The sequence below is a fragment of the Desulfobacter postgatei 2ac9 genome (genome assembly GCF_000233695.2).
In the GTDB taxonomy this organism is placed as follows: domain Bacteria; phylum Desulfobacterota; class Desulfobacteria; order Desulfobacterales; family Desulfobacteraceae; genus Desulfobacter; species Desulfobacter postgatei.
The window spans coordinates 517129-542262 of record NZ_CM001488.1 but is presented as its reverse complement, the minus strand read 5'-3'; the positions used below and the strand labels follow the sequence as shown (position 1 = coordinate 542262).

Below are 25134 nucleotides of genomic sequence, written 5' to 3'. Positions count from 1 at the left end.
AAAAGTGTTTATACATGCCTCAGAGCTGTAATCGGGTCCATCTTGGCAGCCTTCCAAGCAGGTTGCAGGCTGGCAAGAACGGCAATGGCAACGACAATGACGCACACGGTGATCACGTCACCAGCGGCAATGGTCGGCGAAAGCAGCAGGCCTTTCTGGCGACCGAAATCAAAACTGATCTGGGACGCATTCATGGTGGCAATGGATACCAGGCTGATGATTACGCCGATAAGTGTGCCGAAGACGCCGAGCAGAAATCCCTCCATCACAAAGAGAGAGAGGATTTTATTCGGAACCGTGCCGATGGCGGCAATGGTGCCGATTTCATTGATTCGTTCATACACTGCCATGATCATTACATTCATAATACTGACCAGCACGATTGCCACCAGCATGGTTTTGATAAATAGGGTCATCAGGTCGATCATCCGGGCGATATTAAAAAACGGTGACAATTTCTGCCAGGTATGCACTTCAAAGACAGGTTTGTCCATCTTGTTTTTAATTGGTCCCAACTGCCCCTGCAGATCGGCAAAAATCCTGTCCATGAATTTTATATCCTGCAGGCGGATGGCAATTTCGCTAATCTCATTGCCTTCAATTCGCAGCAGGCTTTTAGCGTCTTGCAGGTGGATGATGCCGTCGCGACCACCCGGCCCTGAAATCCCTTCGAGCACGCCGCGAACAATAAAGGGTTGACCGTTAACCGAACCTTCTTTGTTGGTTGCGACCAGCACAATGGTGTCGCCGATATTTACATTCATACCCTTGGCGATGAGTTCCGGTACAAGGATTTCACCTTTTGCAAGAAGTCCTTCCTTTTTGCCCTTGATGATACGCTCGGTGAGCATGGGAACGGTTCGCAGTTCCTGCTCAGGATTAACGGCATTTAAGCGAAGGTTGGTGGTTTCGGTGAAATTACTGAACATGGCGCCAAGTTTAATGCGCATGGAGTAGGATTCAATTGCTCTATTTTGATCCAGAATTTCCTTAACCTTGGCAATCTGTTTTTCTTGCAGGTTGCGGTCTAAAGGCAGGCTGTCGATTGAGGCGAGATAACCCTTTTGGTGGACCTGCAGATGCCCCAGCATGGAGTCTGTGATCTGGCCTATCATCAACGCTTTGAACGAGCCGGACACGGAAATAAAGAGGAGTACCGCCACCACGCCCAGGGAGATCAGCACAGAGGTGAGCAAGGTTCTCCGCTGGTAACGTCGGAGATTGCGCATAGCAAGTTTGAATATATTAAGCATTATTTCCTCCTCTGTCTTGCAGCAGTTTGCCGTCTTCTATGGTGAAAATAGTTTCTGCGTTTCCCACAACTTTCGGGTCGTGGGTGGAAAAGATAAAGGTGGTGCCGAACTCGTCACGCATCTCTTTCATCAGGGCAATAATGCGGTTTGCTGTTTTGCTGTCAAGATTGGCTGTGGGCTCGTCGGCCAACACCAGCTTGGCATTTGTCACCAGAGCCCGGGCCACTGCCACGCGTTGTTTCTGGCCTCCTGAGATCTGGCTGGGAAATTTATGGCCCTGGTCCTCCATCCCCACAGCTTTCAACATCTCTTCGACCCGTTCCTGGCGCTTTTGTCTCGGCCAATTTTGGACCATCTGCAAGGGGTATTCAATATTTTCAAAAACAGTAAGTACGGGGATCAAGTTAAAGTCCTGAAAGACAAAACCGATATGCTCGCCCCTGAAAGTAGCCGCCTGATGGCGGGTGAAGTGGGTGATCTCCTGGCCGGCAACCTGTAGGCTGCCGCTCGTTGGTGGATCAAGGCAGCCGATCATGTTCAGCAGGGTGGATTTACCGCTGCCTGATGGGCCGATGAAAGAGACAAAGGAGGCCGGTTCAATGGTAAAATCAACTCCTTGGATGGCTTTGACCGCAATATCACCGGTACTGTAGGTTTTTTTAAGCTGCGTGGCGGAAACAATTGACATAATTTTTCCCCTGATTTTTGAATGCCCGTCCCGTTTGTTGTTTGGTCGCTATTGTAGCCTATCAATTTTTCTAAGAGTATTCGAGCGTTGTTTTTTTCCTGAGTGCATAAAATCACCATAACACTAAAGCGACACTTTCTTTTTATCACACAAAAAGGGGTTTGGGCAGTAATGGAACAAAAAAACCGAGTTAAGGATTTACGCCGAGAACTTGACGGCCATGTTCCCGGAGTTCACCGTTTGGCCCAACATACCGATATAGGGTAGCGCGTGTGGTGGCCAGTTCATTGCATAGATCAGCCACGCTTGTATCTCGCTCTTTCATAGCAGCCTGTGCCAAGCGAACCTGAGCTCTGCTCATCGAAAATTTCCGTCCTCCCTTGCGACCTCGTGCACGACCCGCAACTAGGCCGGCGTTGGTAGGTTCCCGTATCAACTCACGTTCAAATTCGGCCATTTTGAAAAATTCTGACGTTTGAACTAAAAAAAATCTTTTCATAGCTCCAGGTTTAAACTCGTTCGTCTCTGTGTGTTTCAAGACTTTCATGTTTTTTTCTTTCACATTTATTGCCTTTGCTTTAAATTATCATGCTGACTCTTTCTTATCGAAAATACCAGGTTGTTTCATGTCATCCTTATCTTGGGTATTACGCTTTTGCATGATAAAAGTACTTTTAGTGATATAAATTTAATACTGCAAAGCAATGGTGGTAACGCTATCGATACAAAATTTACAGAGTCGTATTTTCAGAAATTTCGTTTGCTTCTGATTTCTGTCTTTATGTTAATTGGATTGGTACCGCTGGTATTTTTTGGGTTTAATGGGTTTTCCAAAGGCAAGCAGATGATTGAAGAGAAAGCGGCGTCCTATTTAGCCAATCAGGCGAAAAGAAACGCTGAAGCCATTAAACTGTTCATGATAGGGCGGGTGAATGATATTCGTCTGATCAGTAGTATTTGGAATATTTCAAAAATAAATTTCAACGATCATATTGGTCAAATAGCCAATGATCAGCATAGACCCTATGTAGACTTTTTCATCATGACTCAATCCGGGCAACTCGTCTTGAGTACAGGAGAAGGAAAGATTGATTCAAAAATTTTAGAGATGTCGGCATGCGAGACACTATCCTGGCAGGGAATAAACATGTCAAAACTATTCAATATTACTAAAAATGATAATTATATCCCTGTATTAATGCTGTCCAAACCCCTGTCATCGGGTAGAGCCACAAAAGATAGGTATTTTTTATATTGCCTGGTCGATTTCACAGCGATAAGTGTATTGCTCAGAGACAATAATATGGAGGCTACCGGTGAAGTCTATTTGGTTAACAACGAAGGATTGTTTTTATCCGCATCCCGATTTGGCGCCAAAACCCTTGAAACCAAGATTTCATTGAAAAAACAATTGCCCGAAGGTAATTTGGCTGCATATCAGGCCATTGACTATCGGGGTAAATCTGTTCTGCAGGCCAGACAGCATGTCGATCCGTTTGGCTGGATCGTAATGGCAGATCAGGACATGGTAGAGATACTGGATAGTATCAAGACGCTGGAAAAAAAAGCATTTTTTTATGCCCTCATAACCGGTGGGCTTGTTTTAGTTTTGGCTTTTTTTATATCAACGTCCATTGCAAATATGGTCAAGGAAAAATATCAGCGTGAAAAGCAAATGGAATTTCAGGCGATTCAGAAAGAAAAATTAGCAGCTATGGGTCTTCTAACCTCCGGCCTTGCCCATGAATTGAACACGCCTTTGGCAAATGCGTTGCTTTATACGCAAATTGCCCTTGAAGAGATGGAAGAGCAACCTTTTGACAAGGAGAGCATATCTCAGCATTTGTTAACTGTAATTGATGAAATTAAGCATGGCAGCAGTGTCATAAAAAATCTTTTGTATTTCTCAAGACACACACAAAGTGACCTGCAAACAGTCAATTGCAATAATCTTCTGACAAAATTGATGGAAATCACTATTCCTCACTGTGACGCAAAAAATATTCATGTTGAAATGACTTTAATGCCTGATATACCCGATGTTCTGGCAGATCCCAGCACCCTGCAGTCGATCGTTACGAATCTTGTGGCAAACGCCATTGAGTCCATGCCTGATGGCGGCATTCTTACATTGAGTACCCGCTATATTCCAGTCTTGAAACTGGTAAAAATTGAGGTGACAGATTCCGGTATAGGCATCTGCCGGGAAGATATGTCAAATATATTTAATCCGTTTTATTCAACCAAAAAACCGGGGGAGGGAACGGGTTTGGGACTTTTTATCAGTTATGAAATGGCAAGGAAACTGGGCGGTGATTTAAAGGTGGTCAGTTCAACCCGGGACGATGCGAGCAAACCCGGGACAAATTTTACCCTTGAACTTCCAACTGGGGATTAGGAAGATATGAGTGTAATTCCGTTTAAAATATTAATCGTAGAAGATGATGTGAATTTAAACAAAGGCTTAATGCATGTCATTAAAAAAATGGGGTACGAGGTATATTCCACAACGTCGGGAGAACAAGCCCTGAAACAGATCAAGCAACATTCATTTGATTTGGTGATTTCAGATTTAAAATTGCCCGGCATTGACGGTAAGCAGGTTTTAAAAGCAGCAAAACAATACGATGCCGGTATCATGTTTATCATGATCACGGCATATGGCACAGTAGATACAGCAGTTTCTGCCATGAAACAAGGCGCTGAAGATTATATTTTGAAACCCTTTGATATGGAAGAATTTAAAGTTGTAGTCAAAAAGACGTTGGAGAAGAAATCCCTGCTCATTGATAATATCCATTTAAAACGTCAGTTAAAACAAAAGTATACCTTTGATAATATCATAGGGAACAGCCCCTCAATGATGGAGGTTTTTAAAACTATCCACCATGTAAAAGATTCCAGAAGCACGGTACTGATTCGTGGCGAAACCGGTACCGGAAAAGAACTGGTGGCAAAAGCCATACATTATAATGGAGACAGGGCGGCAAAACCCTATGTCCCGGTTAATTGTGCCGCAATCAATGAAAATTTGATGAACAGTGAATTATTCGGACACGTTAAAGGTGCATATACCGGAGCGATATCGGATAAGCAGGGCTTTTTTGAAGCTGCCGACGGAGGCACCTTGTTCCTTGATGAAATCGGGGATATTGGCAAAGGGCTTCAACAAACCCTTCTAAGAGCCATTGAGAGTGGAGAAATCCGACCGGTAGGATCATTTAAACGGAAGATCGTTCAGGTTCGAATTATCGCTGCCACGAATAGAAATCTTGAGGATATGGTTGAAAAAGGGCGCTTCAGAGAAGATTTGTACTATAGACTTAATGTTGTCACCATCAGTTTACCGCCATTGCGTGAACGCATTGATGACATTGCGCTGCTGGGCTTTTATTTTTTGAGACGTTATGCTGCCCAGAACAATAAACAGATTGAGGAAATATCCTACGATGCCTTAAAATTAATGGAAAAATACAATTGGCCCGGAAATGTGAGAGAGTTAGAAAATATTATAGAAAGAGCCACTTTATTCGAAGAAAGCCCTGAGTTAACAGTAGCAAGCCTGCCCAGCATTTTCAGACACGCTGTTTCAAGAACCCCTCGCAGGAATATCAATTCATTGGATCAGATGAACAGAACGCACATTGAGGAAGTGCTGGAATCGACCGGAGGTAATAAAACCGAGGCCTCAAAAATTCTGGGTATCAATCGTTCTACACTTTATCGGATTATGAAACGATTCAAAATTCAATGATTATCCCAACGTTGGTTCGATCCCCGTTGGAAATTAATAAAATTATCAGGTCAATCCCCGCTAATGAAAGAAAGCCCACTCATCTAAAGTCAACTACACACCTTTGGGTGCAATATGCATCGGTGTTGCATTCTGCGACACCCATGCAACAGTTTTCAATATTCATATCAATAAAAAAATCTTTTTATTTCAAAATGTTACATAGAATCCAAATTTTGGTACACTCTTTGCTCTTACCATAATCAGAACAGTAAGCAGCGTTTTTATATGAAAGCTAAAATAATTAATTGAATTACTTTGATGCTTCGTTGTGAGTTGAATCTTGGTGCTGATAGACCAGGTCGGCCTATGGCCGTTAATACAAAAAAATCCGGGAGGCTGATAGTCAGTCTGTTTTTTAACTGGAGGGATGATGAAAGATCACATTTTTGGAAATCTAATCGACTGGGGTAGTACGCTGGATACGCTGCACCTTCTGAGAGATTCGGCAACCCTGGACGATCATCAGGAGGAACTGATCCGGCTGCTTCGCTATGACAAAAATTGGCGGCTGCGTGAAGCTGCTGTTGAAGCTGCCGTGACATTAAGAAAACCTTCCATTGAGATGGTAAATCAGATCGTTCAACTGATTAAACGGGATGATCTTTACTATAACATCCGCATTATGGCCACCGAGGTTTTATCAACGCTGCTTCCGGTGATAATGGAGAACAAAGAGCTCAACAAGAACCTTGTCCGCGTGTTCATCAATGAGGCGAACCACGAAGTATCGGCATTATTGTCTTCGCCGGTACCGCCGATTTTCCATGATGTGTTGGACATTACATATGAACAGATTCAAAAGTTTGCTGCAACGGTTTGATTGGCACGCACTTAGCGTTTTAGGGCAAAGGAAGGTGCCAGACGAATAATGATAATTAATGAAGCATTTAAATCAACAGCGTCCCATTCAGCTGGGGCTGAACCCAATTTTATAAACAATTAAAATTACAAGAAAACCTTTTTAGTTACTTAAAAAATAGCGTATAATGCAAGGAAATTGACATGGAAAAAGAACTATTGATAACGGAGTTTGATTTAGATCGTCTGGAAAGCCTTTTGGATATGTGCTGGCACCGTAGCGGTTTTGATGAAAAAAACTTAGAGCTTTTGCAAAAAAAGATATCCAATTGTATTGTTGTGCCACCTGAATTTATTCCGAATAATATTATTACAATGAATTCGACCTTCACAGTTGAAAATGAGGTCACTAATGAGAAAAAGACTTATACTTTGGTTTTTCCGGAGGATGCAGATATCAAAGGGAACAAAATTTCGATCCTGGCTCCCATAGGTGTTGCAATCCTTGGGCATAAAGTGGGGGAGTTCATAGAATGGGTTGCCCCCTCCGGGCTAAAAAAAATGAAATTCATACAGATTCATTACCAACCTGAAACCTGCGGACAGTTCAATTTGTGATCAAGAGGGTCCATAAACCGGGATCAAAACACGGCAGGAACCTCCAAAGTGATTCTGATTAAAAAAAAAGCTAACACAATGATCAAGTTTTTAGGGAATTTGTTCAAATTTTTTCCAACGCCGAAGTTGGGCAAATTAACAAAAACTTGATCATTGTGTCTAAGGAATATAAAAACCGTTTTCAAACAGACAATAAACACGGAGGAGGTTGATAATGACAAAATCCACTTACTGGGCAGATTCCTACATAGATAAACGTTGCAGTGCCCAAGAGGCCCTGAAACATATCCGGCCTGGTCAACGCATCTTTATAGGCTCATCCTGTGCTGAACCCCAGCACCTTGTTCAAGAGTTATCCGAAATCTCCACAAGATTCACCGATCTTGAAATCGTGCGTCTGCTCAGCATTGAAAATGGACCGTTGACGCTTATCGCTAATGAGTCCCCATCACATCAGTTCAAAATCAGGTCCTTTTATTTAGGTTCCTGCGGTTGCAACATTATAAAAAAAAATCAACGGTTTATTACGCCTATAAACCTATCCCAGATCCCGCACCTGTTCAAATCCGGACTCATGCCGTTGAATGCGGCCCTGATCCAGGCCACGCCGCCTGATGACTTTGGATGGATGAGTCTTGGGATTTCCGTGGACATTAATCTTTCGGCCTGCGAAACTGCTGATATTGTCATATGCCAGATTAACCCCAAAATGCCCCGGGTTCTGGGCAGAAGCTTTATCCATGTTAACGATGTTGATTTTATTGTGGAACATGAGGACCCGCTTTTAACCATCCAACCGATCCCTGAACATGAGTCAGGCATTGCTATTGCCAAACTTATTTCACGTCTCATCAAAGACGGTTCAACCATCCAGACAAGTCTTGGCTTAACTACTGAAATAATTAAAATGGCTCTGTCAAATAAAAATGATATTGGGGTTCATTCACAATATCTGTCAGATGCAATCATGCACCTTTTCTCCATGGGGGTGATTACGAATAAAAAGAAAGGATTTAATAACGGAAAGCTTGTTGCCGGCGCAGCCGTAGGCTCCACTCAGCTTTATGAATTTCTTGACGATAATCCCTCCATTGAATTTTACCCCTCAGATTATATCAATAATCCGGGAATCATCGGTCGCCACAATAAAATGGTAACCCTGAACACAGCCATGGCTATTGATCTTAGCGGCCAGGTCGCAGCCGATGCCCTGCCGTTGAATAATTACACAGGGATTAATGGTCTGCTTGATTTCACCCGTGGGGCAGCTATGTCCGAAGAAGGAAAATCCATCTTTGTGATGACATCTACCATGGATCAAGGGCAAAAAAGCCGGATAGTGCCCCTTTTAACAGAACACGCCGTGGTGGTGCCAAGGGGAGATGTCCAGTTTGTGGCTACAGAATACGGGCTGGTGAATCTTTTTGGCAAAACACTTCAGGAACGGGTTATGGCTTTAGTCTCCATTGCCCATCCGGATTTCAGGGATGAATTGTTTGCCAAAGCCAAAGAAATGGGTCTGGTTGACAGTAAACGCAAATTTAATCAGGCCAATAAAGGAGTCTATCCGTTTAAATATGAGGAAACCATTATTATAAAAAATATTCCCATTACCTTCAGACCGGCAAAGCCGGTGGATGAGCGCTTTATCCAGGAGCATTATTACACCATGAATCGTGGAGATATCATTTCCAGATTCTTTCATGAGAAAAAAAGTTTTGCCTATGATCAAATTGAAACCACCTATGACATTGATTATATCAATGACCAGACCATCGTGGCTACGATAGGCGAACTGGGATTTGAAAAAGTTATTGCCGTGGGCGAATATTTCAGAAACACCATCATTAACATGGCTGAAGTTGCCTATTCCGTATCAAAAGAATACCAGGGCATGGGAATTGCCTCTATCTTACAGAAAAAAATCAATCAGGCGGCCATTGACAACGGTATTAAAGGACTGATCGCCTATATTGCTCCGCATAACAAAAGTATGATCAGGCTTTTTCACAAACAGCCATATAAAGTCACAACTGAAAGAAATGAAGACGTGCTTATTTTAACCTGTATGTTCAATGAACCTAAACAAGATGACGATGACGGCGGCAAAGCCCTGGGCGACGCCATTCTATCTATGGGTTAAATTTTAAATTCTTGATTTGTACCTGAACCAAAATCTGTGTTTGGACCCAAATTTGCTCAGATGCAAATTTTTATGCAACGCCGCAGATGGATCGCTTTGGGTCCAAACACTATTTTTTTTGTTTCTTCTGTCGAAATGTAAAAATGGGAATGCACCTCTCGGAAGAAAACAGTTGCCTGAACGGGAAAATTATTCCTCTCTCTTTGTCTGAAAATCGTTAACATGTTGTAAAATTTAATATAATTTTGAAAGGCATGGTTTATGCTTGATGGTTTATGCTTGTAATATAGTTGTGCAGGCTGTTTTTTACTATTTGACAGGGAGAAACCCATGCTCCAGAAAATTTTTCCGGCCGCAGGTATTATCATTTTTATACTGCTGTCAGGAACCGTATCCGAACTATCGTCCATTGTTTTGAATATTAAAAGCAACTTGATCATCCTTAGCGGGGCATTTTTCTGCGCCCTGGTGTCGTATCCCTTGCGGCTGTTTTCAGATCTCTTCCTCAATGTCCGCAAAGCATTTTCCGGAGAGAAGACCGATCTGAACGGACTCATAAAACAGATTGAAGTGCTGGCAGCCATCCGGCGGCGGGACGGAAAACTTGTACTGGATGAAAAATCCAAAAACATTGACAATCCATTCCTGAAAATGGGCATTGAAATGATTGCGGACGGGTTTGACAGATATACGATTTTTAAAACCCTTGAGCGAAGATACGACAATTTCCTGCAGGCCCGGCGCTCCCAGGCTGATTTGATCAATACCTTTATCAAGCTGATGCCGGTGTTCGGTTTTGTGGGCACCATCATCGGCCTGATCAACGTACTGAGCAATATGGGCTCACCGGAACTGATCGGAAAAGGTGTGGCCACAGCACTTTTAACCACATTTTACGGATTGCTGTATGCCAACGTCATTTTTCTTCCCATTGCAAAGAAACTGGCTGAAAAAACCAAACATGACGCCATGGAACTGGCATTGATCATTGAAGGGATTCTGGATATTGCGGACAAAACCAATGCCAAGGCCATCGGGTATCGTTTAAGATACTGTATTGGCGATTATTTCCAGGAGGACTGGACCGTGGAGACAAAATCCCAGGCACCCCCCATGAGACTGCCCCGGCTTCAACCCATCCTAAAAAACAAGAACCCATGACAGGCTGATATCCATGATAATACCGGAAAATCTCATATCTGAGCTTGAAATCTCGGAATTAAAACGGCTGCGATTGAAACGCCAAAGCCTTCTGGAGGGAGATGAACCCGAAGATTCCAGTCTGTGGACCATGCTGGATATCATGACCCTGGTCCTGGCTTTTTTTATCATGCTTTACAGCAACCAGACACATAAGCTCCAAGCCGTAGAAACTAAACATGATCCCAGCCTGGCAGCCCAGACCGTTGAGACCGTTAAGGCACCGGCCAAACCAGCGAAAAAAGCTCACGAATCCGAACTGGATCTTCTGACCATTGAAGACCGGCTGCACCAGGTCATGGAAAAATCCGATATTTCAAATTACTCGATTAAAGTCGCAAATAACAGGCTCGTTCTGACCCTGGGCGAAGAGATCAGTTTTCTTTCCGGCCAGGCCAAACTGCTGGACTATATCAAACCGGCATTAAAGGATATGGCCGTATTTTTTATCACGGAACCCGGATACAGAATCATTGTTGCCGGTCATACGGACAATACCCCCATTCATACTGCCCAGTTCCCCTCCAACTGGGAGCTGTCGGCTGCAAGAGCCATGAGTGTTGCCGAATTCTTAATTGACTGCCGGGTGGCCCCGGAACGAATCAATATCGAAGGATTTGGCCAGTACCGGCCCATTGGGGACAACACCCATTTTCTGGGCAGGGAAGCCAACCGGCGTGTAGAAATCTCCCTGGTCAGGGAAGCGAAAAAATCGCAAAATTATTATGAATCTTTTTAGTTAAAAAACTCGCACCAAAGACACAAAGCGTTTATTTGATTTTATGACCCTTTGTGCCTTTGAGGCTTTGTGCGAGAAAAAAATTAGAATTGCTGTGGGGAGTCATACGTCCTTGACTTCCTGAGCCCGTTTCTTATATTGACGGATCAATAATTGATAAATCAATAACATTGACAGTACCGGGAGGGAGACATTAACAGCAGCAAAAACAGGCCCGGACCCCGAATCTCCACCAGCCACACCATATTTATTGTCTCCGTAGTCCAGTTTCTGGCACCGTTCATGATGTCTGCGGTTGGCGTGGCCCTTCCCACCATTGGCCGGTTTTACGGTGCCAGTGCAGTTTCTCTGGCCCTGGTGGAAATGGTTTATATGCTGGCCGTCACCCTGTTTCTTCTTCCCGTCGGCCGCCTGGCCGACATCACCGGAAGAAAAAAAATATTTGTGTCAGGCGTGGGCTTGTTTGCCCTTGCCACGATCCTGCTGCCCTTTTCTCCCTCCATCGGCATTTTCATTGCCATTCGTTTTCTGCAGGGCATTGGCGTGTCGTGTACGGTCTCCACTTCCGTGGCCATTCTTTCTTCTGTGGTACCAACGGAAAAACGAGGCAAAGCCATGGGTATTATTGTGGCCTGTGTCTATTTAGGACTGTCCGCCGGTCCATCCCTGGCCGGATTCATGATCGCATGGCTGGGCTGGCAGTGGATTTTTTTTGCTTCTGTACCCCTTGCCATGGCAGCCCTGATTTTGACCCTGACCCGGCTTAAGGGGGAATGGAAAGGTGCTGAAGGCGAATCCTTTGACCGGGTGGGCAGCCTCATTTATATGGCAGCGATCTCTTGTCTGATCGTCGGGGTATCCCACCTTAAAAGCGATGCCTGGGCACCAGGCCTGATGGCGGCAGGTATCTTGTGTATGGCGGGTTTTGCAATCTTTGAATACAGGCACCCCTCTCCCATCCTGGATATCCGCCTGCTGTTGGGAAACCGGGTCCTGGCCTTCAGCAACATTGCCACAGGGATCAACTATGCCGCCTCTTTTGGGCTCACATTTTTTTTCTCTTTATACCTTCAAGTGGTCAAAGGCATGTCTGCCCAGGCTACAGGTTTTGTGCTCGTTGTCCAACCAATAATTCAAGCGGTTCTGTCACCTTTGTCAGGCACGCTTTCAGACAAGATTTCACCGGCCAAATTATCCACGGCCGGTATGGTCATCTGCGCCGCAGGGCTTGGGTGTGCAGCCTTTCTCGAACAGGATGCAGGAATCCGGCAGGTGGTGGTGGTGCTGGTTATCATGGGTCTGGGATTTGCTGCATTTTCCACACCCAACATGACCACGGTCATGGGATCTGTGAGGTCAATACATTACGGCATTGCCTCCAGCCTTGTGGCCACCATGCGCAGCATCGGCATGCTCACGGCCATGACCATCACTACCTTGCTGTTAAGTATGTTCATGGGTGATGCTGAAGTCAGCACGGCCACAGCCCCGGCTTTTCTCAACACCATGCACACGGCCTTTATCATTTTCGCCCTGCTCAGTCTGGTGGGAATTATTTTCTCAATGGCCCGGATGGAACAGACACCGGGGCCGAAGCGAAAACGCTGATTATGTTTTTACCCACCACCCGAAAAGAACTTGAGGACCGAGGCGTTGATCGGCTTGACGTGATTCTTGTCACCGGCGATACATACATCGACTCCCCGTTCATTGGGGTCAGCCTGATCGGCCGGGTTCTGGAATCAAAGGGCTTTACCGTGGGCATCATTGCCCAACCGGACACGGACAGCGACAGGGATATCTCCCGTCTGGGGGAACCCCGTCTCTTCTGGGGCATCACCGGCGGAGCCGTGGATTCCATGGTGGCCAATTACACGGCATCAAAAAAACGGCGCAAACAAGATGACTACACGCCTGGCTCCGAAAATAACCGCCGGCCTGACCGGGCAGTCATTGTATACACCAATCTTGTGCGACGCTTTTTTAAACCAACCGTACCCATTGTACTGGGCGGTATTGAAGCAAGCCTGCGGCGTATTGCCCACTATGATTTCTGGTCCAATAAAATACGACGGTCCATCCTGTTTGATGCCAAGGCAGATTATCTTTTGTTCGGCATGGCCCATGCCGGTATCGTGGCACTTGCCCGGGCCCTGGATGACAAGCTGAAAACAGACAACAGGCAAGTAGCAATGCCGGAAGAGACACAAGACCCTGTCACACAGATTCGGGGTCTGGGATATATCGCTAAAACACCCAAGGGCATAGCACTGCCTTCCTATGAAGCGGTCATCAGGGATAAAAGCCTTTATCTCCAAAGTTTTAAAACCTTTTACGACAATACCGACCCCATGCTTGCCCAACCCTTAAGTCAGGCCCATGGGGACCGGTTTCTTGTTCTGAACCCGCCGGCACCTTTCAGCTCCACCCAAGAGATGGATGAAATCCACGATCTGAATTTTAAACGAGATGTTCACCCCTATTACCAGGCCTTGGGCCATGTCCGGGCCATGGATACCATCCGGTTTTCCATTCCCACCCATTACGGCTGCTACGGAGAGTGCAATTTCTGCGCAATCACCGTCCACCAGGGTCGAACGGTCAGATGGCGCAGCAAGGATTCCATCATTGCCGAAGCAAAAAAAATGACCCGGGACAAAGAGTTTAAAGGATATATATTTGACCTGGGTGGTCCCACCGCGAACATGTACGGGTTTGAGTGTGAAAAAAAATTAAAAAAAGGCGCCTGTTCCCACCGACGCTGCCTGTTCCCCACACCCTGCCCATCCCTTTCACCGGATCACGGCCCCCAGATGGCGTTGCTCAAAGAAATCAGCCGCATTGCCGGCGTCAAAAAGGTGTTTCTCAACTCAGGCATTCGCCACGACCTGATCCTTATGGACGAACAAAAAGGCCAGGCATACTTAAAACAGGTAATCGACGCCCATGTTTCCGGTCAGATGAAACTGGCACCGGAGCATTGTGTGCCCCGCGTGCTGGCGCTTATGGGGAAACCGGGCGTGGAGAGCCTTGTTGCATTCAAACACCGGTTTGACAGCATCTGCAAAATGCTCAATAAAAAGCAATACCTCACCTATTACCTGATAGCAGCCCACCCCGGATGCTCCATAAGGGAAATGAATGAACTTAAGGAATTTACCCGAAACCAGCTTCACATAACACCGGAACAGGTCCAGATATTTACGCCCACACCATCCACCTTTTCCACCTTGATGTATTATACCGGTATGGATCCGTTTGCCATGGTGCCCGTGTTTGTGGAAAAAGATCCCCAGGCAAAAGAGAAGCAAAAACAAATCGTCACCCGGAAAAAAGAACACGGAACCAAAGCCCCATCGCGCCAGAACCGGGAATTAAGCAAATTTTCCAAGCAGCCCAAAAAGCGCCTTCACCGAAAAAAATAATATTTTGGTTATCCGGGCGTACCCGGGACATTGGTCTTTTGCGCCCAAATCCTGCCGGCGGCCAGATAAAAAACCACGGACGCCAGAATAAGATATCCAAATATCTGGGTATTTTTAGTTTTTAGGATATAGGCTAAAATCACAATTATGGTCGCAGAAATCAGGAAAAAAATGGGTTTGGGGATCTGTTTGAGAATCACCCGGCCCAAATGGGCAAACCGGATATTGCTGACCATCAAGACCGTGGACACCGCAGTAAAAAACCAGAGCAGTATGGGACCGGACACAAGGGAGGTCCCTAAAACGATCAGGGCGCCGGCCGGACTTGGAAATCCGTTAAAAATACCGGCCGGCAGATCCGTGCGGCCTTTATCCTTGGTGACAAAGCGCACCAGACGGAATGCGACACCCACCACATAAATCACGGCAAAAAACAGGGCAAAGGTTCCGCCCCTCATGATCACCATATAGGCCGGGGCCAGGCCGAAGCTGACAAAATCAGCAATATCGTCCAACCAGGGACCGTACTTGGTACCCCCGTGTTTGAGTGCCATGCGCCCGTCAAACAGGTCAAAAAGCTGGCCCATAATGATGACGCAGATGGCCCAGGCATAAAAATGATGATAGGTCAGAATCAGGCTGGTGACACCGCACATGAAATTGAGCATGGACAGAATATCGGCATAAAGCCGATTGGGAACAAATTTAAAAATCATGGATGCCGCAGAAAGTACGATGCAGGACCAAAGGACCCCGTCACCAATGTTCAGCATTCCGGGATTGGCATCCATCAGGGCGCAAAGAATCACCAGGGCAAAGCAGATAATGGCCTTGATTTTCCCGAAGTTGTTGGCCGCCCCGGACACCTTGAGCCAGGCCAGCATCCTGCGGACAAAAAATTGTCCCACCAGTTCAATCGCCACAAGAATCCAGATCAATTTAGGGGAAAGAATAGGCACGCCTGTGAATGAATTGGGCGTATAAGCAAATCCCACCAGGGGGGGCAGATAGGTGAGTTTGTCGCACATGGGGTCCAGCCACTCTCCCAACCGGGACACCAGATTGCACCCCCTTGCCACAACCCCGTCAACCCCGTCAAGAATAGCAGCAAATGTGAAAATAAAGATGGCCAAAGATTGATAGGGCGAAAAAAAATAGAAAAAGAAACCCAAGAAAGCAAGACCTGTACGCCAGTAGCAGATGGCGTTGGGATGCATCAGCCACAAATGGGATTCAATAAACTGCCTGACGGACGCCTTTTTCTTCACGCTATGGGAAAACCAGAAAAAAAACAGGGAGCCCAAAGCACCGGATGCCATGATAATCAGAATTCGTTCCATGATTCGGCCTTAATATCAGTTAAAAAATTGCGGGTGAGATATCATTGCGATGCAATTTATCATCTTCACTCTATCCTGGAAATAAAAAATACGTTTGATTTCCAATTAAATCCACCGGAGGTATATCTTAAGAAAAGCATCATCCATAAATTCCATAGGACAGCAGGTTTGGCTATTATCGGGCGCCCTGATTTTTAATTTTGGCTTTTACGCAATATTAATGATAGCATAAAGGTACAAAACTGATTGAGACGCTGTAAACATAGAACCAGTCATGGATAAAACCTTAGAAACTCGTCAAATATTTAAAATTGCAGGCCTGGCATTTTTACTGAACCTAATTTTAACGCTTGTAAAGGTACCCCTTGCTATTCTTACCGGTAGCTTAGCCATTACAGCCAGTGCCATTGATTCTGGAACAGATGCCGTGGCATCTTTGGTTATTTACGGCGGCATCAAGCTCTCTACCCGCAAAACCCGGTCCTTTCCCCTTGGGCTTTACAAACTCGAAAATGTAGCTTCGGTAGCCATTTCCCTTTTTATTTTTATTGCCGGCTATGAAATCGTTAAACAGATCTTCTCTGCGAGCGACAGCCTTGTGAAAATCACGCCGATTTCCATTTATCTTTTGGCCGGCAGCAGCCTTTCAATATTCCTGTTTGGACAATATGCCCTCCGCGTCGGAAAAAAGACCCGGTCTCCGGTCCTTATTGCTGAAGGCCGCCATCGCCAGGTGGATGTCCTGTCATCCATTGTGGTCCTGGTATCTGTCCTGTTCAGCTATTTTGATCTGCAGACCGAGATTATGGGAATATCCATTGACCGACTTGGCGCAGCATTGATTATTCTTTTCATTGCAAAAACCGGAGGGGCCCTTTTGTCTGACGGCATGCGGGTCCTTCTGGATGCATCTATTGATTTTCCCACCCTGGAAAAAATACGCAGCCTGATCCGTGAAGAACCGGCTGTGGATGAGATCAAATCTCTGATCGGACGCAATGCCGGGCGATATCGGTTTATCCAGGCAGAGATCATTTTAAATATCAGCGATCTTGAAGCGGCACACAAAATCAGTGAGGCAATCGAAAATCGGATTATAGCTCAGATTCCGAATATCGAGAAAATAACCATTCATTATGAACCCAAAGTTCGGACCCATGATATTTGGGCGTTGCCCCTGTCGGATAAAAGCGGTCATATCAGCGCCCATTTCGGAGAAGCCCCGTATTTTGTCGTACTCCACCTTCGCACAGATAATCATACCATTGATTCACAAAAGTTCATGCACAATCCTTATTGCACCGTTTCCACGGCAAAGGGAATCCGTGTGGCAGAGTGGCTGGTTGATCAAAAAATCACCCATGCGGGAATCAAAGAGGATGTTTCCCACAAAGGCCCGGGATATGTGTTGTCCAGCGCAGGGATAAAAATCAGGCAGATTTCATCCAAAAACCTGAGTGGCGCGGTGCAGGAAATAACAGCCATGGGCTGAAGCACGGTGAAAAAAAACAGGTCAGCCCATGATTAATAATCATATCGACCGGCCCGCTTCTTCAGCCTCGGCAACGCAAAACATTAAATGCCTGGGTGTTTTGGCATCTCCGATCATATGGAATTTTGCCCGGCTTTGTTTTTCCAAGTGTTTGGCATCCCTGACCGGCTGATGTTTTTCCGAAATGACAACAGTATCAAACCCTTCAAGGGTTACGGGTTCTCCCTTGGATGTAAAGCTTACGCCATGATCGGTAAAGGATTTAACCGTCACCATCTTATATAAAACTACGCCGCAGGCCTTCAGGCGTTCACGCAGATAATACCGGTCATTGGAGGACATCTCTTCGGCAAAACTTTTTTTGCGGTTCAGGACCACTACCTCTTTTCCCATATCGCCCAATTTATGGGCCGTGATCAGTCCGGTGAACCCGCCGCCGAGCACAATCACCCTGTCACCGGCAGCGTGTGCATCGGTGAAGACATCCACACTGGTGATAAGCTTCATCTTGCTTTTAAACAGCCCCTTGATCACGGGCATATCCGGCATGGAACCCGTGGCCAGAATCACATGATCAGGATCAAAGAAGTTAAGAACTTCCGATGACAACGGAGTATTGTAATCCACGGCCACACCAAGACGCTCAAGCTCATTTCTAAAAAACCGTAAAATATCGCCCAACTCCTCCCTGCCGGGTGCAGTGGCAGCCAGGGCCAACAAACCGCCCTGCTCGGAACCTTTTTCCAATATTTTCACCTCATGCCCCCTTTGGGCAAACATCCTTGCGGCAGCAAGCCCGGAAGGCCCGGCCCCGGCCACAAGAATTTTCTGACTTTTTTCCGGTGCCTTTTCTTGGGCCAGTTTATATTCCCGACCCACATCGGGATTGACCACACAGGAACCTGGTTCCTTGGCAAGCACGGCATGGATACACCCCAGGCAGCACCCCACACAGGGCCGGATAAGGGAGGCTTTTCCGGATTTGGCCTTATTCGGATATTCCGGATCTGCAATAATGGAACGTCCCAATGCCACCATATCCGCTTTCCCATCCCTGATGACGGCATTGGCCATCTCAGGGTCCTTGATCCGTCCTACGGTGATTACAGGCACATTGACCACCTGCTTGACCGCCTCAGCCATATGAATAAAACACCCCTGGGGCGTATACATGGACGGGATAGTCAACTCCGTGGATCCATAAACACCGCCGGACACATGGATATAGGCCACCCCGGCCTTTTCCAAGAGGGGGGCAATGCGCAGGGTATCTTTAAGTTCCCACCCGTTTTCAATATAATCGTTGCCATTGATGCGGATTCCCACAGGATAGTCCTTACCTGCGGTATGCTTTACCGCATCAATCACCTCAAACAAAAATCGGGTGCGATTCTCGAAACTGCCGCCATATTGATCGGTGCGGATATTGGAATTTGGTGCCAGGAACTGGTTGATCAGATATCCATGGGCACCGTGCAATTCTATAAAATCAAACCCGGCCTCCCGACACCGCCGGGCCGCCTGTCCAAAGCAAATGGCAAGGTTTTTTATCTCCTCTATTTCCAGGGCACGAACGGGGCCCTTAACCACGGCAGGCGCCGGTATAGCCGAAGGTGCCACTTTTTCCGGCAGATAGGACTGCCGGCCGCCGTGAAGCAACTGAACCCCGAAACAGACATCATATTCCTTAATCCGGTTCACCATTCTTTTCAGGGAAGGAATACAAGAATCTTCATACATCTGGGGAAGATCCGGCAGTTCCTGGCCGCTGGGGTGAACCCCGCCACCGCCCACAAGTATCATGCCGACACCGCCTTTGGCCCGGGTCGCGAAGTATTCCGTAAGCTGGTCCGTGACATGGCAATTCTCATCCACGCCGAAATTAATACTCATGGCCGACATAAGCAGCCGATTTTTCACTTCCATGTGCTGGATTCGGATGGGACTGAAAAGTTCTGACAGCATAAGCACACTCCTATGATTTGAGACGGTTAAAATCCGGCCCCTATTTAATGTCAGACATTTAGGTTCAAAACAAGAGAATTTATACCAACGGCGTGAATAAGGAACACCGGCTCAATGATCTGGGGATAGCCATCGAAGACCTTGACATGTTTGAAAAAAAAATTGTTGAAAGCAGTTGTGAAGCCAACACCGGAATCGAAAACCTCGGAAAGAAGCTGACGCAGGTCTGACCAATACAGAAACATCCGCATTTATTAATTGGATAATTTAATTTTTATAATTTCGCCTTTTTGGTTTACATAAGCAACCCCTTGACCAAGGGGTTCTCCGGAGGAGGAGTCAACGATAACGATTTGTTTTTCATCCAATCCGTTCGTTAATAATTCTTTTTTACGGGCAAGCCTCTCTGAAGCATCTTTGGAGACAGAATCAATGCTTTGATTCGATGCTTCTGTTTTGCCTTTATTGTTTCCTGTTTCTTCAGCCAGCTGATAGCGCATCTTATTTCTATCAGCGATGAGCTTACCGACACCGGAGTAATTGTCGTCCTCGCTGTTACAGGCAGTCAATACAGCCATGAGAGAAACCAGAAAAGGGATCAAAAAAAAACGCATTGAGCTATCCTGCCTTTGAGACTATTAAGCCGCTTCCACGGTAAAACGGCGGTTCAGCCTCATGGTTGAAAATAGACCGTAAATATCCTGTGCAACATTGATGACCTTTAACTTACGATTGGAATGGCTCAGGGAATTATGGGCAGCAATAATCACGCCAATACCAACGGAATCGACCATGTTCACGCCGTCAAGATCAATAACCAAAGTACCCTGGGAGGAATCGACGGCGGAAAGCAGTTCCCCCTTAAAAGCTTCAGCCATGGACGCCACCACATCTTCGCCGGGCTTCACTATAGTCTGGTCCGCGCTATTGACTATTTCACTCATCTTTCTCTCCTTTTAAAATGACGAAGTTGACTTAAATTTACATACTAACTTAAAATCTATTTTTGTTCAAATCCAAAAATTATCTTCAAATTTAAAACCAATTAAAAATTTCACATTTATTTTCACCTTGAATTTTAATTTAAAACCACGTATAAAATAAAACTTCCCGACTGATCAAGTCGGGCGGATAATTCTGATCGGTCGCCTCGTAACCGAAGGCCATGAACCTCGTCAGGTCCGGAAGGAAGCAGCGATAAGTGATACCTTCAGTGTCGTGGATCGATCCCGGTCACGCAATTATCCGTCCTATTTGGTCAGCCGGGTTTTCTTTTTTTACCTCCCTTTTATATCTTGACATGTTTTCAAACAGACTTATTTTTCAGCCATAATTTATCATTCAATTAACTTTTAAACACTTAAAATAAGGGATTTTGGAGCAAATACATTGGTACTCAAAGAGAATAAAAACAAAGCTGACGGGAAAGAGGAAAAAACAGATTCCCCGGATACTCCTGAGACAGACGAGCAAAAAAATTCCGATGAAGGAAATAACCCGGAAGGAAAGGATGATCACAAAGGGGTTGAAGATCAATTAAATGCGGAAAAAGATAAGGTGCTCAGATTATCTGCTGAATTTGAAAATTTCAAGAAACGCAAGCAAAGAGAAATTGATGATTTCAAGAAATTTGCCAATGAAACCGTTTTTAGACAGCTTCTCTCAGTGGTGGATAACCTTGAGAGGGCCATTGGCTCGGCAACGGATGCCGTGGAGGAAACCAGCCTGCTTGAAGGCGTAAAACTGACGCACAAAGAACTCCTCAAGCTGTTTGAATCCTTCAGCGTAAAGCCGGTTGAGGCAGAAAATCAACCCTTTGACCCCAATTTTCATCAGGCCGTCACCCATGCACAGAATAATGATGTTCCGGACAATACCGTCACCGATGTCCTGCAAAAAGGATATCTGCTGCATGACAGACTGCTCAGACCAGCCATGGTGGTTGTCTCAAAAAGAGTTGAAACGCAGACTCAAGAACCTACTGAAGAAGAATAAAGATATTTAGAAAGGAATTGTTATGGGTAAAATTATTGGAATCGACCTTGGCACAACCAATTCATGTGTCGCGGTTATGGAACCCGGTGGAGAGGTAAAAATTATTACCAATGCCGAAGGCGGCAGAACAACACCGTCCATTGTGGCTGTCACTGAAAGCGGGGAGCGTATTGTAGGCCAGACTGCCAAGCGCCAGGCCGTAACAAACCCGGAAAATACAATTTTCGGTGTAAAACGTCTCATCGGCAGGAAATTCAACTCAAAGGAAGTCCAGAATGACATTCCCATACTGCCATATATAATAGAGGCAGCCGCCAACGGCGATACTCGGATCAACATCAGGGGCAAGCAGTACAGCCCTGCCGAAATTTCCTCGTTTATTCTTGCCAATATCAAGAAAACTGCCGAGGATTACCTTGGAGAGGCCGTAACCGAGGCCGTTATTACTGTCCCGGCCTACTTTAACGACAGCCAGCGTCAGGCAACCAAGGATGCCGGTAAAATCGCAGGCCTGGAAGTCAAACGTATTATCAATGAACCCACAGCCGCGTCCCTGGCCTATGGCCTAGATAAAAAAGGTGAGGAAAAAATCGCTGTTTTTGACCTTGGCGGAGGTACATTCGACGTCTCTGTCCTTGAAATCGGCGACGGGGTTTTTGAAGTAAAATCCACCCACGGTGATACGCACCTGGGCGGCGAAGACTTTGACCTGCGGATCATTGATTATCTGGCAAGTGAGTTCAAAAAAGACCAGGGCATTGACCTGAGAAACGATAAAATGGCCCTTCAGCGGCTGAAAGAGGCTGCTGAAAAGGCAAAAATGGAGTTATCAACCTCCACGGAAACCAGCATTAACCTGCCTTTTATTACAGCGGACGCATCCGGCCCCAAGCATCTGGATATTAAACTGACCAGAGCGAAACTGGAGTCCCTTGTATCCGATCTCTTAGACAAACTGGAAATGCCCTGTAAAACAGCGCTGAAAGACGCACACATGAAACCCGGCGATGTGGATGAGGTGGTTCTGGTTGGCGGCATGACCCGTATGCCTGCGGTTCAGGAACGCGTTGAAAAAATATTCGGCAAAAAACCCCATAAGGGTGTTAACCCGGATGAGGTGGTTGCCATGGGTGCCGCAGTCCAGGCCGGCGTGCTCCAGGGTGATGTCAACGACGTGCTTCTGCTGGATGTCACCCCCCTTTCCCTGGGCATTGAGACCCTTGGCGGCGTGATGACCCGGCTGATCGAAAAGAACACTACCGTTCCCACCAAAAAGAGCCAGGTATTTTCCACGGCAGCCGACAACCAGCCGGCCGTCTCCATTCACGTACTCCAGGGCGAACGACAGATGGCCGCAGACAATAAGACCTTGGGTCAGTTTGAACTATCCGACATCCCCCCTGCACCCAGAGGCGTTCCCCAGATTGAGGTAACTTTTGACATTGATGCCAACGGTATTGTTCATGTATCTGCCAAAGACAAGGCCACAGGCAAGGAGCAGTCCATCCAGATTACCGCAGCCTCCGGCTTAAGCGAGGATGAAATCCAGCGCATGGTTAAAGATGCTGAACTGCACGCTGACGAAGATAAAAAGAAACGAGAACTGGTGGATACAAAAAACCAGGCAGAAGCCTTGGTGGACCAAACCAAAAAAACCCTGAAAGAACACGGGAGCAAAGTCGATGAAGCCACCAGAAAATCCATTGAGGACGCGGCCGAGGCGCTGAAGCAGGCCAAAGACTCCGACAACCTTGAGGATATCAAGGCCAAAATCGAAACCCTGTCCCAGGCCTCCCACAAGCTGGCCGAAGTCATGTACCAGCAGGCGCAGACAGACAGCCAGGCCGGACAAGCCGCCGGTACGAATGCCGGATCTACCAGTGACGATGATGATGTAGTTGATGCGGATTTTGAAGAGGTCAAAAAAGATAAATAACAATGCTCGATAGGTCCCGCCCCGAATTATAATTGCTGATTGAGGAGGGGCTTTTGATGTTGAATATAATCCTGCCGTAATCTATATTGACCCGGCAGGATTTTTATTTACAGGGTAAATTAACTTTAAAAAATTATTTAAACTCATTTATACATGATAATTACTGATATCCTCCGGCAGAACAACGCTCTTTATCCGGAAAAAGCAGCATTAATTGAACGAACCCCGGCCACAGGCCGGCGAACACAAATCACCTGGTCCGACTTTTACGGGCAAAGCGTTCAGACAGCCAATGCCCTGCAGGCAAAGGGCGTTAAAAAAGGGGATAAAGTGGTCCAGCTGATGACCAATTGCCTCGAATGGCTGCCCATCTATTTCGGTGTATTATATACCGGGGCCTGGATCGTTCCCCTGAATTTCAGGTTTGAATCAGACAAAATCCGTTTGTGCACCGTAACCGCAGAAGCCAAGATTTTTATTTTCGGACCGGAATTTGTGGACCGGCTGGAAGAAATCAGGCAGGAATTATCCCAATTTGTGGAATTGTGGATATATACAGAGCCGGAAAACGATTGCCCGGACTGGGCCTGTTCTTTTAAACAATTTATCTGTGAGGCGGACAGGCTCACACCTCCGGACGTGGAAATAACCCCTGAAGACGATGCTGCCCTGTATTTCACCTCCGGTACCACCGGCACCCCCAAGGCGGTTCTGCACACCCACAGGGCCTTGAGGCATGCATGTGACGTGGAAAATGACCACCACCGCCAAACCCATGATGATGTATTCCTGTGTATCCCGCCCCTTTACCATACCGGTGCCAAAATGCACTGGATGGGTTCTTTTCTGGTGGGAGGGAAATGCGTCCTGCTCAACGGCGTCAAGTCGGAATGGATCATTGAGGCAGTCTCCGAAGAAAAGTGCACCATTGTGTGGCTGCTCGTGCCCTGGGCCCATGACATTGTCATTGCCATTGACAGTGGGCAAATCAAACCAGCCGACTACAACCTTTCCCAGTGGCGCCTCATGCACATCGGGGCCCAGCCCGTGCCCCCAAGCCTGATCCTGAACTGGCGCAAACATTTCCCGGGTCAGGATTACGACACCAATTACGGATTAACCGAATCATCAGGCCCCGGATGTGTCCATTTAGGCGTGGAAAATGCGGACCGTATCGGCCCCGTCGGCCTTCCCGGATATGGATGGCAAGCCCGAATTGTAGACAAGCAGGGCAGCCAACTGCCCTTTGGTGAAACCGGAGAGCTTATTGTCAAAGGCCCCGGGGTGATGAAAGCGTACTACAAAGACCCGGAAGCCACGGCCAAAACCATAAAAGACGGCTGGTTGTTTACAGGGGACATGGCCAGGTACGACAAAGACGGATTTATCTGGCTTGTGGACCGCAAAAAGGATGTGATCATCTATGGCGGGGAAAACATTTTTCCTGTGGAAATTGAAAATTTCTTTCTCAAACATGAAAAAATCCGGGATATTGCGGTAATCGGTGTGCCAGACGAACGTTTAGGAGAGATCCCTACCGGAATTATCAGCCTTAAGCCCAATACCATGATGTGCGAACAGGATGTTCTTGATTTCCAGAGCAAGCTTCCCAGGTACAAGCAACTGAAAAAAATATTTTTCGGCGATGTACCCAGAAACCCCACCGGTAAAATAGAAAAGCCGAGACTGCGAAGAATTTATGCGGAAGACAAACGTAAATCCATGGATCTACTGCTCAAATAAAGG

General features: G+C 46.4%; 21 protein-coding genes and 1 other RNA gene. 15 read left to right on the top strand and 7 right to left on the bottom strand.

What is annotated here, in order from left to right; all coding sequences use genetic code 11:
• Positions 1-8 precede the first annotated feature (8 nt).
• From DESPODRAFT_RS02525 to DESPODRAFT_RS02515, 3 genes are all read right to left on the bottom strand, one after another.
• Positions 9-1253 (bottom strand): ABC transporter permease, encoded by a 1245-nt coding sequence (locus DESPODRAFT_RS02525; RefSeq protein ID WP_004071115.1) that lies wholly within the window; start codon positions 1251-1253, stop codon positions 9-11.
• Complete coding sequence (locus tag DESPODRAFT_RS02520) at positions 1246-1941, bottom strand: ABC transporter ATP-binding protein (protein ID WP_004071114.1); 696 nt, start codon at positions 1939-1941, stop codon at positions 1246-1248. The genes DESPODRAFT_RS02525 and DESPODRAFT_RS02520 overlap by 8 nt, the downstream gene beginning before the upstream one ends.
• Positions 1942-2131: 190 nt before the next feature.
• Entirely contained in the window at positions 2132-2503 is a 372-nt protein-coding gene (locus DESPODRAFT_RS02515) for a helix-turn-helix domain-containing protein (RefSeq protein ID WP_280985106.1), read from the bottom strand.
• Between the two features lie 282 nt (positions 2504-2785).
• On the opposite strand from DESPODRAFT_RS02515, the gene DESPODRAFT_RS02510 reads away from it, so the two are divergent.
• The 9 genes from DESPODRAFT_RS02510 to DESPODRAFT_RS02465 all read left to right on the top strand — a co-directional run bounded on the left by DESPODRAFT_RS02510 (position 2786) and on the right by DESPODRAFT_RS02465 (position 14660).
• Positions 2786-4339 (top strand): sensor histidine kinase, encoded by a 1554-nt coding sequence (locus tag DESPODRAFT_RS02510; RefSeq protein ID WP_245531998.1) that lies wholly within the window; start codon positions 2786-2788, stop codon positions 4337-4339.
• 6 nt (positions 4340-4345) lie between these two features.
• Positions 4346-5695 (top strand): sigma-54-dependent transcriptional regulator, encoded by a 1350-nt coding sequence (locus tag DESPODRAFT_RS02505; protein ID WP_004071112.1) that lies wholly within the window; start codon positions 4346-4348, stop codon positions 5693-5695.
• Positions 5696-6104: 409 nt separating this feature from the next.
• A complete protein-coding gene (locus DESPODRAFT_RS02500) occupies positions 6105-6557 on the top strand; it encodes a hypothetical protein (protein ID WP_245531997.1) in 453 nt (150 codons plus the stop codon).
• A gap of 182 nt (positions 6558-6739) precedes the next feature.
• The gene (gene rnk / locus DESPODRAFT_RS02495; protein ID WP_004071110.1) at positions 6740-7153 is read left to right on the top strand and encodes a nucleoside diphosphate kinase regulator; all 414 of its coding nucleotides are present in this window, start codon (positions 6740-6742) and stop codon (positions 7151-7153) included.
• A gap of 214 nt (positions 7154-7367) precedes the next feature.
• A complete protein-coding gene (locus tag DESPODRAFT_RS02490) occupies positions 7368-9296 on the top strand; it encodes a bifunctional acetyl-CoA hydrolase/transferase family protein/GNAT family N-acetyltransferase (protein ID WP_004071109.1) in 1929 nt (642 codons plus the stop codon).
• A gap of 330 nt (positions 9297-9626) precedes the next feature.
• On the top strand, positions 9627-10457 hold the full coding sequence (locus DESPODRAFT_RS02480) for a motility protein A (RefSeq protein WP_004071108.1): 831 nt from the start codon (positions 9627-9629) through the stop codon (positions 10455-10457).
• A 13-nt stretch (positions 10458-10470) separates the two neighbouring features.
• Entirely contained in the window at positions 10471-11235 is a 765-nt protein-coding gene (locus DESPODRAFT_RS02475) for an OmpA/MotB family protein (RefSeq protein ID WP_004071107.1), read from the top strand.
• Between the two features lie 192 nt (positions 11236-11427).
• On the top strand, positions 11428-12843 hold the full coding sequence (locus DESPODRAFT_RS02470; RefSeq protein ID WP_052314656.1) for an MFS transporter: 1416 nt from the start codon (positions 11428-11430) through the stop codon (positions 12841-12843).
• Between the two features lie 2 nt (positions 12844-12845).
• Positions 12846-14660 carry a YgiQ family radical SAM protein gene (locus DESPODRAFT_RS02465; protein ID WP_004071105.1) on the top strand — a complete coding sequence of 605 codons (1815 nt, stop codon included), beginning with the start codon at positions 12846-12848 and terminating at the stop codon, positions 14658-14660.
• 8 nt (positions 14661-14668) lie between these two features.
• Here the strand turns inward: DESPODRAFT_RS02465 and DESPODRAFT_RS02460 are convergent, their stop codons facing one another.
• The gene (locus DESPODRAFT_RS02460) at positions 14669-16000 is read right to left on the bottom strand and encodes a CDP-alcohol phosphatidyltransferase family protein (RefSeq protein WP_004071104.1); all 1332 of its coding nucleotides are present in this window, start codon (positions 15998-16000) and stop codon (positions 14669-14671) included.
• Between the two features lie 274 nt (positions 16001-16274).
• On the opposite strand from DESPODRAFT_RS02460, the gene DESPODRAFT_RS02455 reads away from it, so the two are divergent.
• A complete protein-coding gene (locus DESPODRAFT_RS02455) occupies positions 16275-17492 on the top strand; it encodes a cation diffusion facilitator family transporter (protein WP_004071103.1) in 1218 nt (405 codons plus the stop codon).
• A 39-nt stretch (positions 17493-17531) separates the two neighbouring features.
• On the opposite strand, the gene DESPODRAFT_RS02450 is transcribed toward DESPODRAFT_RS02455, so the two are convergent.
• Entirely contained in the window at positions 17532-19457 is a 1926-nt protein-coding gene (locus tag DESPODRAFT_RS02450; protein WP_004071102.1) for an oxidoreductase, read from the bottom strand.
• A 92-nt stretch (positions 19458-19549) separates the two neighbouring features.
• On the opposite strand from DESPODRAFT_RS02450, the gene DESPODRAFT_RS19830 reads away from it, so the two are divergent.
• Positions 19550-19687: a hypothetical protein gene (locus tag DESPODRAFT_RS19830; RefSeq protein WP_157488393.1), complete on the top strand. Its 138-nt coding sequence runs from the start codon at positions 19550-19552 to the stop codon at positions 19685-19687.
• A gap of 24 nt (positions 19688-19711) precedes the next feature.
• On the opposite strand, the gene DESPODRAFT_RS02445 is transcribed toward DESPODRAFT_RS19830, so the two are convergent.
• Both DESPODRAFT_RS02445 and DESPODRAFT_RS02440 read right to left on the bottom strand, forming a co-directional pair.
• Positions 19712-20071 (bottom strand): hypothetical protein, encoded by a 360-nt coding sequence (locus DESPODRAFT_RS02445; protein WP_004071100.1) that lies wholly within the window; start codon positions 20069-20071, stop codon positions 19712-19714.
• A gap of 24 nt (positions 20072-20095) precedes the next feature.
• On the bottom strand, positions 20096-20401 hold the full coding sequence (locus DESPODRAFT_RS02440) for an STAS domain-containing protein (protein ID WP_004071099.1): 306 nt from the start codon (positions 20399-20401) through the stop codon (positions 20096-20098).
• A gap of 196 nt (positions 20402-20597) precedes the next feature.
• On the opposite strand from DESPODRAFT_RS02440, the gene ffs reads away from it, so the two are divergent.
• The 4 genes from ffs (at position 20598) to DESPODRAFT_RS02425 (ending at position 25131) form a co-directional block, all read left to right on the top strand.
• Positions 20598-20692, top strand: an RNA gene (gene ffs / locus DESPODRAFT_RS18975) — signal recognition particle sRNA small type.
• A 154-nt stretch (positions 20693-20846) separates the two neighbouring features.
• A complete protein-coding gene (gene grpE / locus DESPODRAFT_RS02435) occupies positions 20847-21452 on the top strand; it encodes a nucleotide exchange factor GrpE (protein WP_004071098.1) in 606 nt (201 codons plus the stop codon).
• A gap of 22 nt (positions 21453-21474) precedes the next feature.
• The gene (gene dnaK, locus DESPODRAFT_RS02430) at positions 21475-23388 is read left to right on the top strand and encodes a molecular chaperone DnaK (RefSeq protein ID WP_004071097.1); all 1914 of its coding nucleotides are present in this window, start codon (positions 21475-21477) and stop codon (positions 23386-23388) included.
• A gap of 153 nt (positions 23389-23541) precedes the next feature.
• The gene (locus tag DESPODRAFT_RS02425; RefSeq protein WP_004071096.1) at positions 23542-25131 is read left to right on the top strand and encodes a class I adenylate-forming enzyme family protein; all 1590 of its coding nucleotides are present in this window, start codon (positions 23542-23544) and stop codon (positions 25129-25131) included.
• Positions 25132-25134: the final 3 nt, after the last annotated feature.

Coding starts and splice junctions, on each gene's coding strand:
- DESPODRAFT_RS02455 (WP_004071103.1), top strand. CDS start 16,275: ATGGATAAAACCTTAGAAACTCGTCAAATATTTAAAATTGCAGGCCTG.
- DESPODRAFT_RS02460 (WP_004071104.1), bottom strand. CDS start 16,000: ATGGAACGAATTCTGATTATCATGGCATCCGGTGCTTTGGGCTCCCTG.
- DESPODRAFT_RS02445 (WP_004071100.1), bottom strand. CDS start 20,071: ATGCGTTTTTTTTTGATCCCTTTTCTGGTTTCTCTCATGGCTGTATTG.
- DESPODRAFT_RS02500 (WP_245531997.1), top strand. CDS start 6,105: ATGATGAAAGATCACATTTTTGGAAATCTAATCGACTGGGGTAGTACG.
- DESPODRAFT_RS02475 (WP_004071107.1), top strand. CDS start 10,471: ATGATAATACCGGAAAATCTCATATCTGAGCTTGAAATCTCGGAATTA.
- DESPODRAFT_RS02490 (WP_004071109.1), top strand. CDS start 7,368: ATGACAAAATCCACTTACTGGGCAGATTCCTACATAGATAAACGTTGC.
- rnk (WP_004071110.1), top strand. CDS start 6,740: ATGGAAAAAGAACTATTGATAACGGAGTTTGATTTAGATCGTCTGGAA.
- DESPODRAFT_RS02425 (WP_004071096.1), top strand. CDS start 23,542: ATGATAATTACTGATATCCTCCGGCAGAACAACGCTCTTTATCCGGAA.
- DESPODRAFT_RS02505 (WP_004071112.1), top strand. CDS start 4,346: ATGAGTGTAATTCCGTTTAAAATATTAATCGTAGAAGATGATGTGAAT.
- DESPODRAFT_RS02525 (WP_004071115.1), bottom strand. CDS start 1,253: ATGCTTAATATATTCAAACTTGCTATGCGCAATCTCCGACGTTACCAG.
- DESPODRAFT_RS02440 (WP_004071099.1), bottom strand. CDS start 20,401: ATGAGTGAAATAGTCAATAGCGCGGACCAGACTATAGTGAAGCCCGGC.
- DESPODRAFT_RS02450 (WP_004071102.1), bottom strand. CDS start 19,457: ATGCTGTCAGAACTTTTCAGTCCCATCCGAATCCAGCACATGGAAGTG.
- DESPODRAFT_RS02465 (WP_004071105.1), top strand. CDS start 12,846: ATGTTTTTACCCACCACCCGAAAAGAACTTGAGGACCGAGGCGTTGAT.
- DESPODRAFT_RS02510 (WP_245531998.1), top strand. CDS start 2,786: ATGATTGAAGAGAAAGCGGCGTCCTATTTAGCCAATCAGGCGAAAAGA.
- dnaK (WP_004071097.1), top strand. CDS start 21,475: ATGGGTAAAATTATTGGAATCGACCTTGGCACAACCAATTCATGTGTC.
- DESPODRAFT_RS02520 (WP_004071114.1), bottom strand. CDS start 1,941: ATGTCAATTGTTTCCGCCACGCAGCTTAAAAAAACCTACAGTACCGGT.
- DESPODRAFT_RS02480 (WP_004071108.1), top strand. CDS start 9,627: ATGCTCCAGAAAATTTTTCCGGCCGCAGGTATTATCATTTTTATACTG.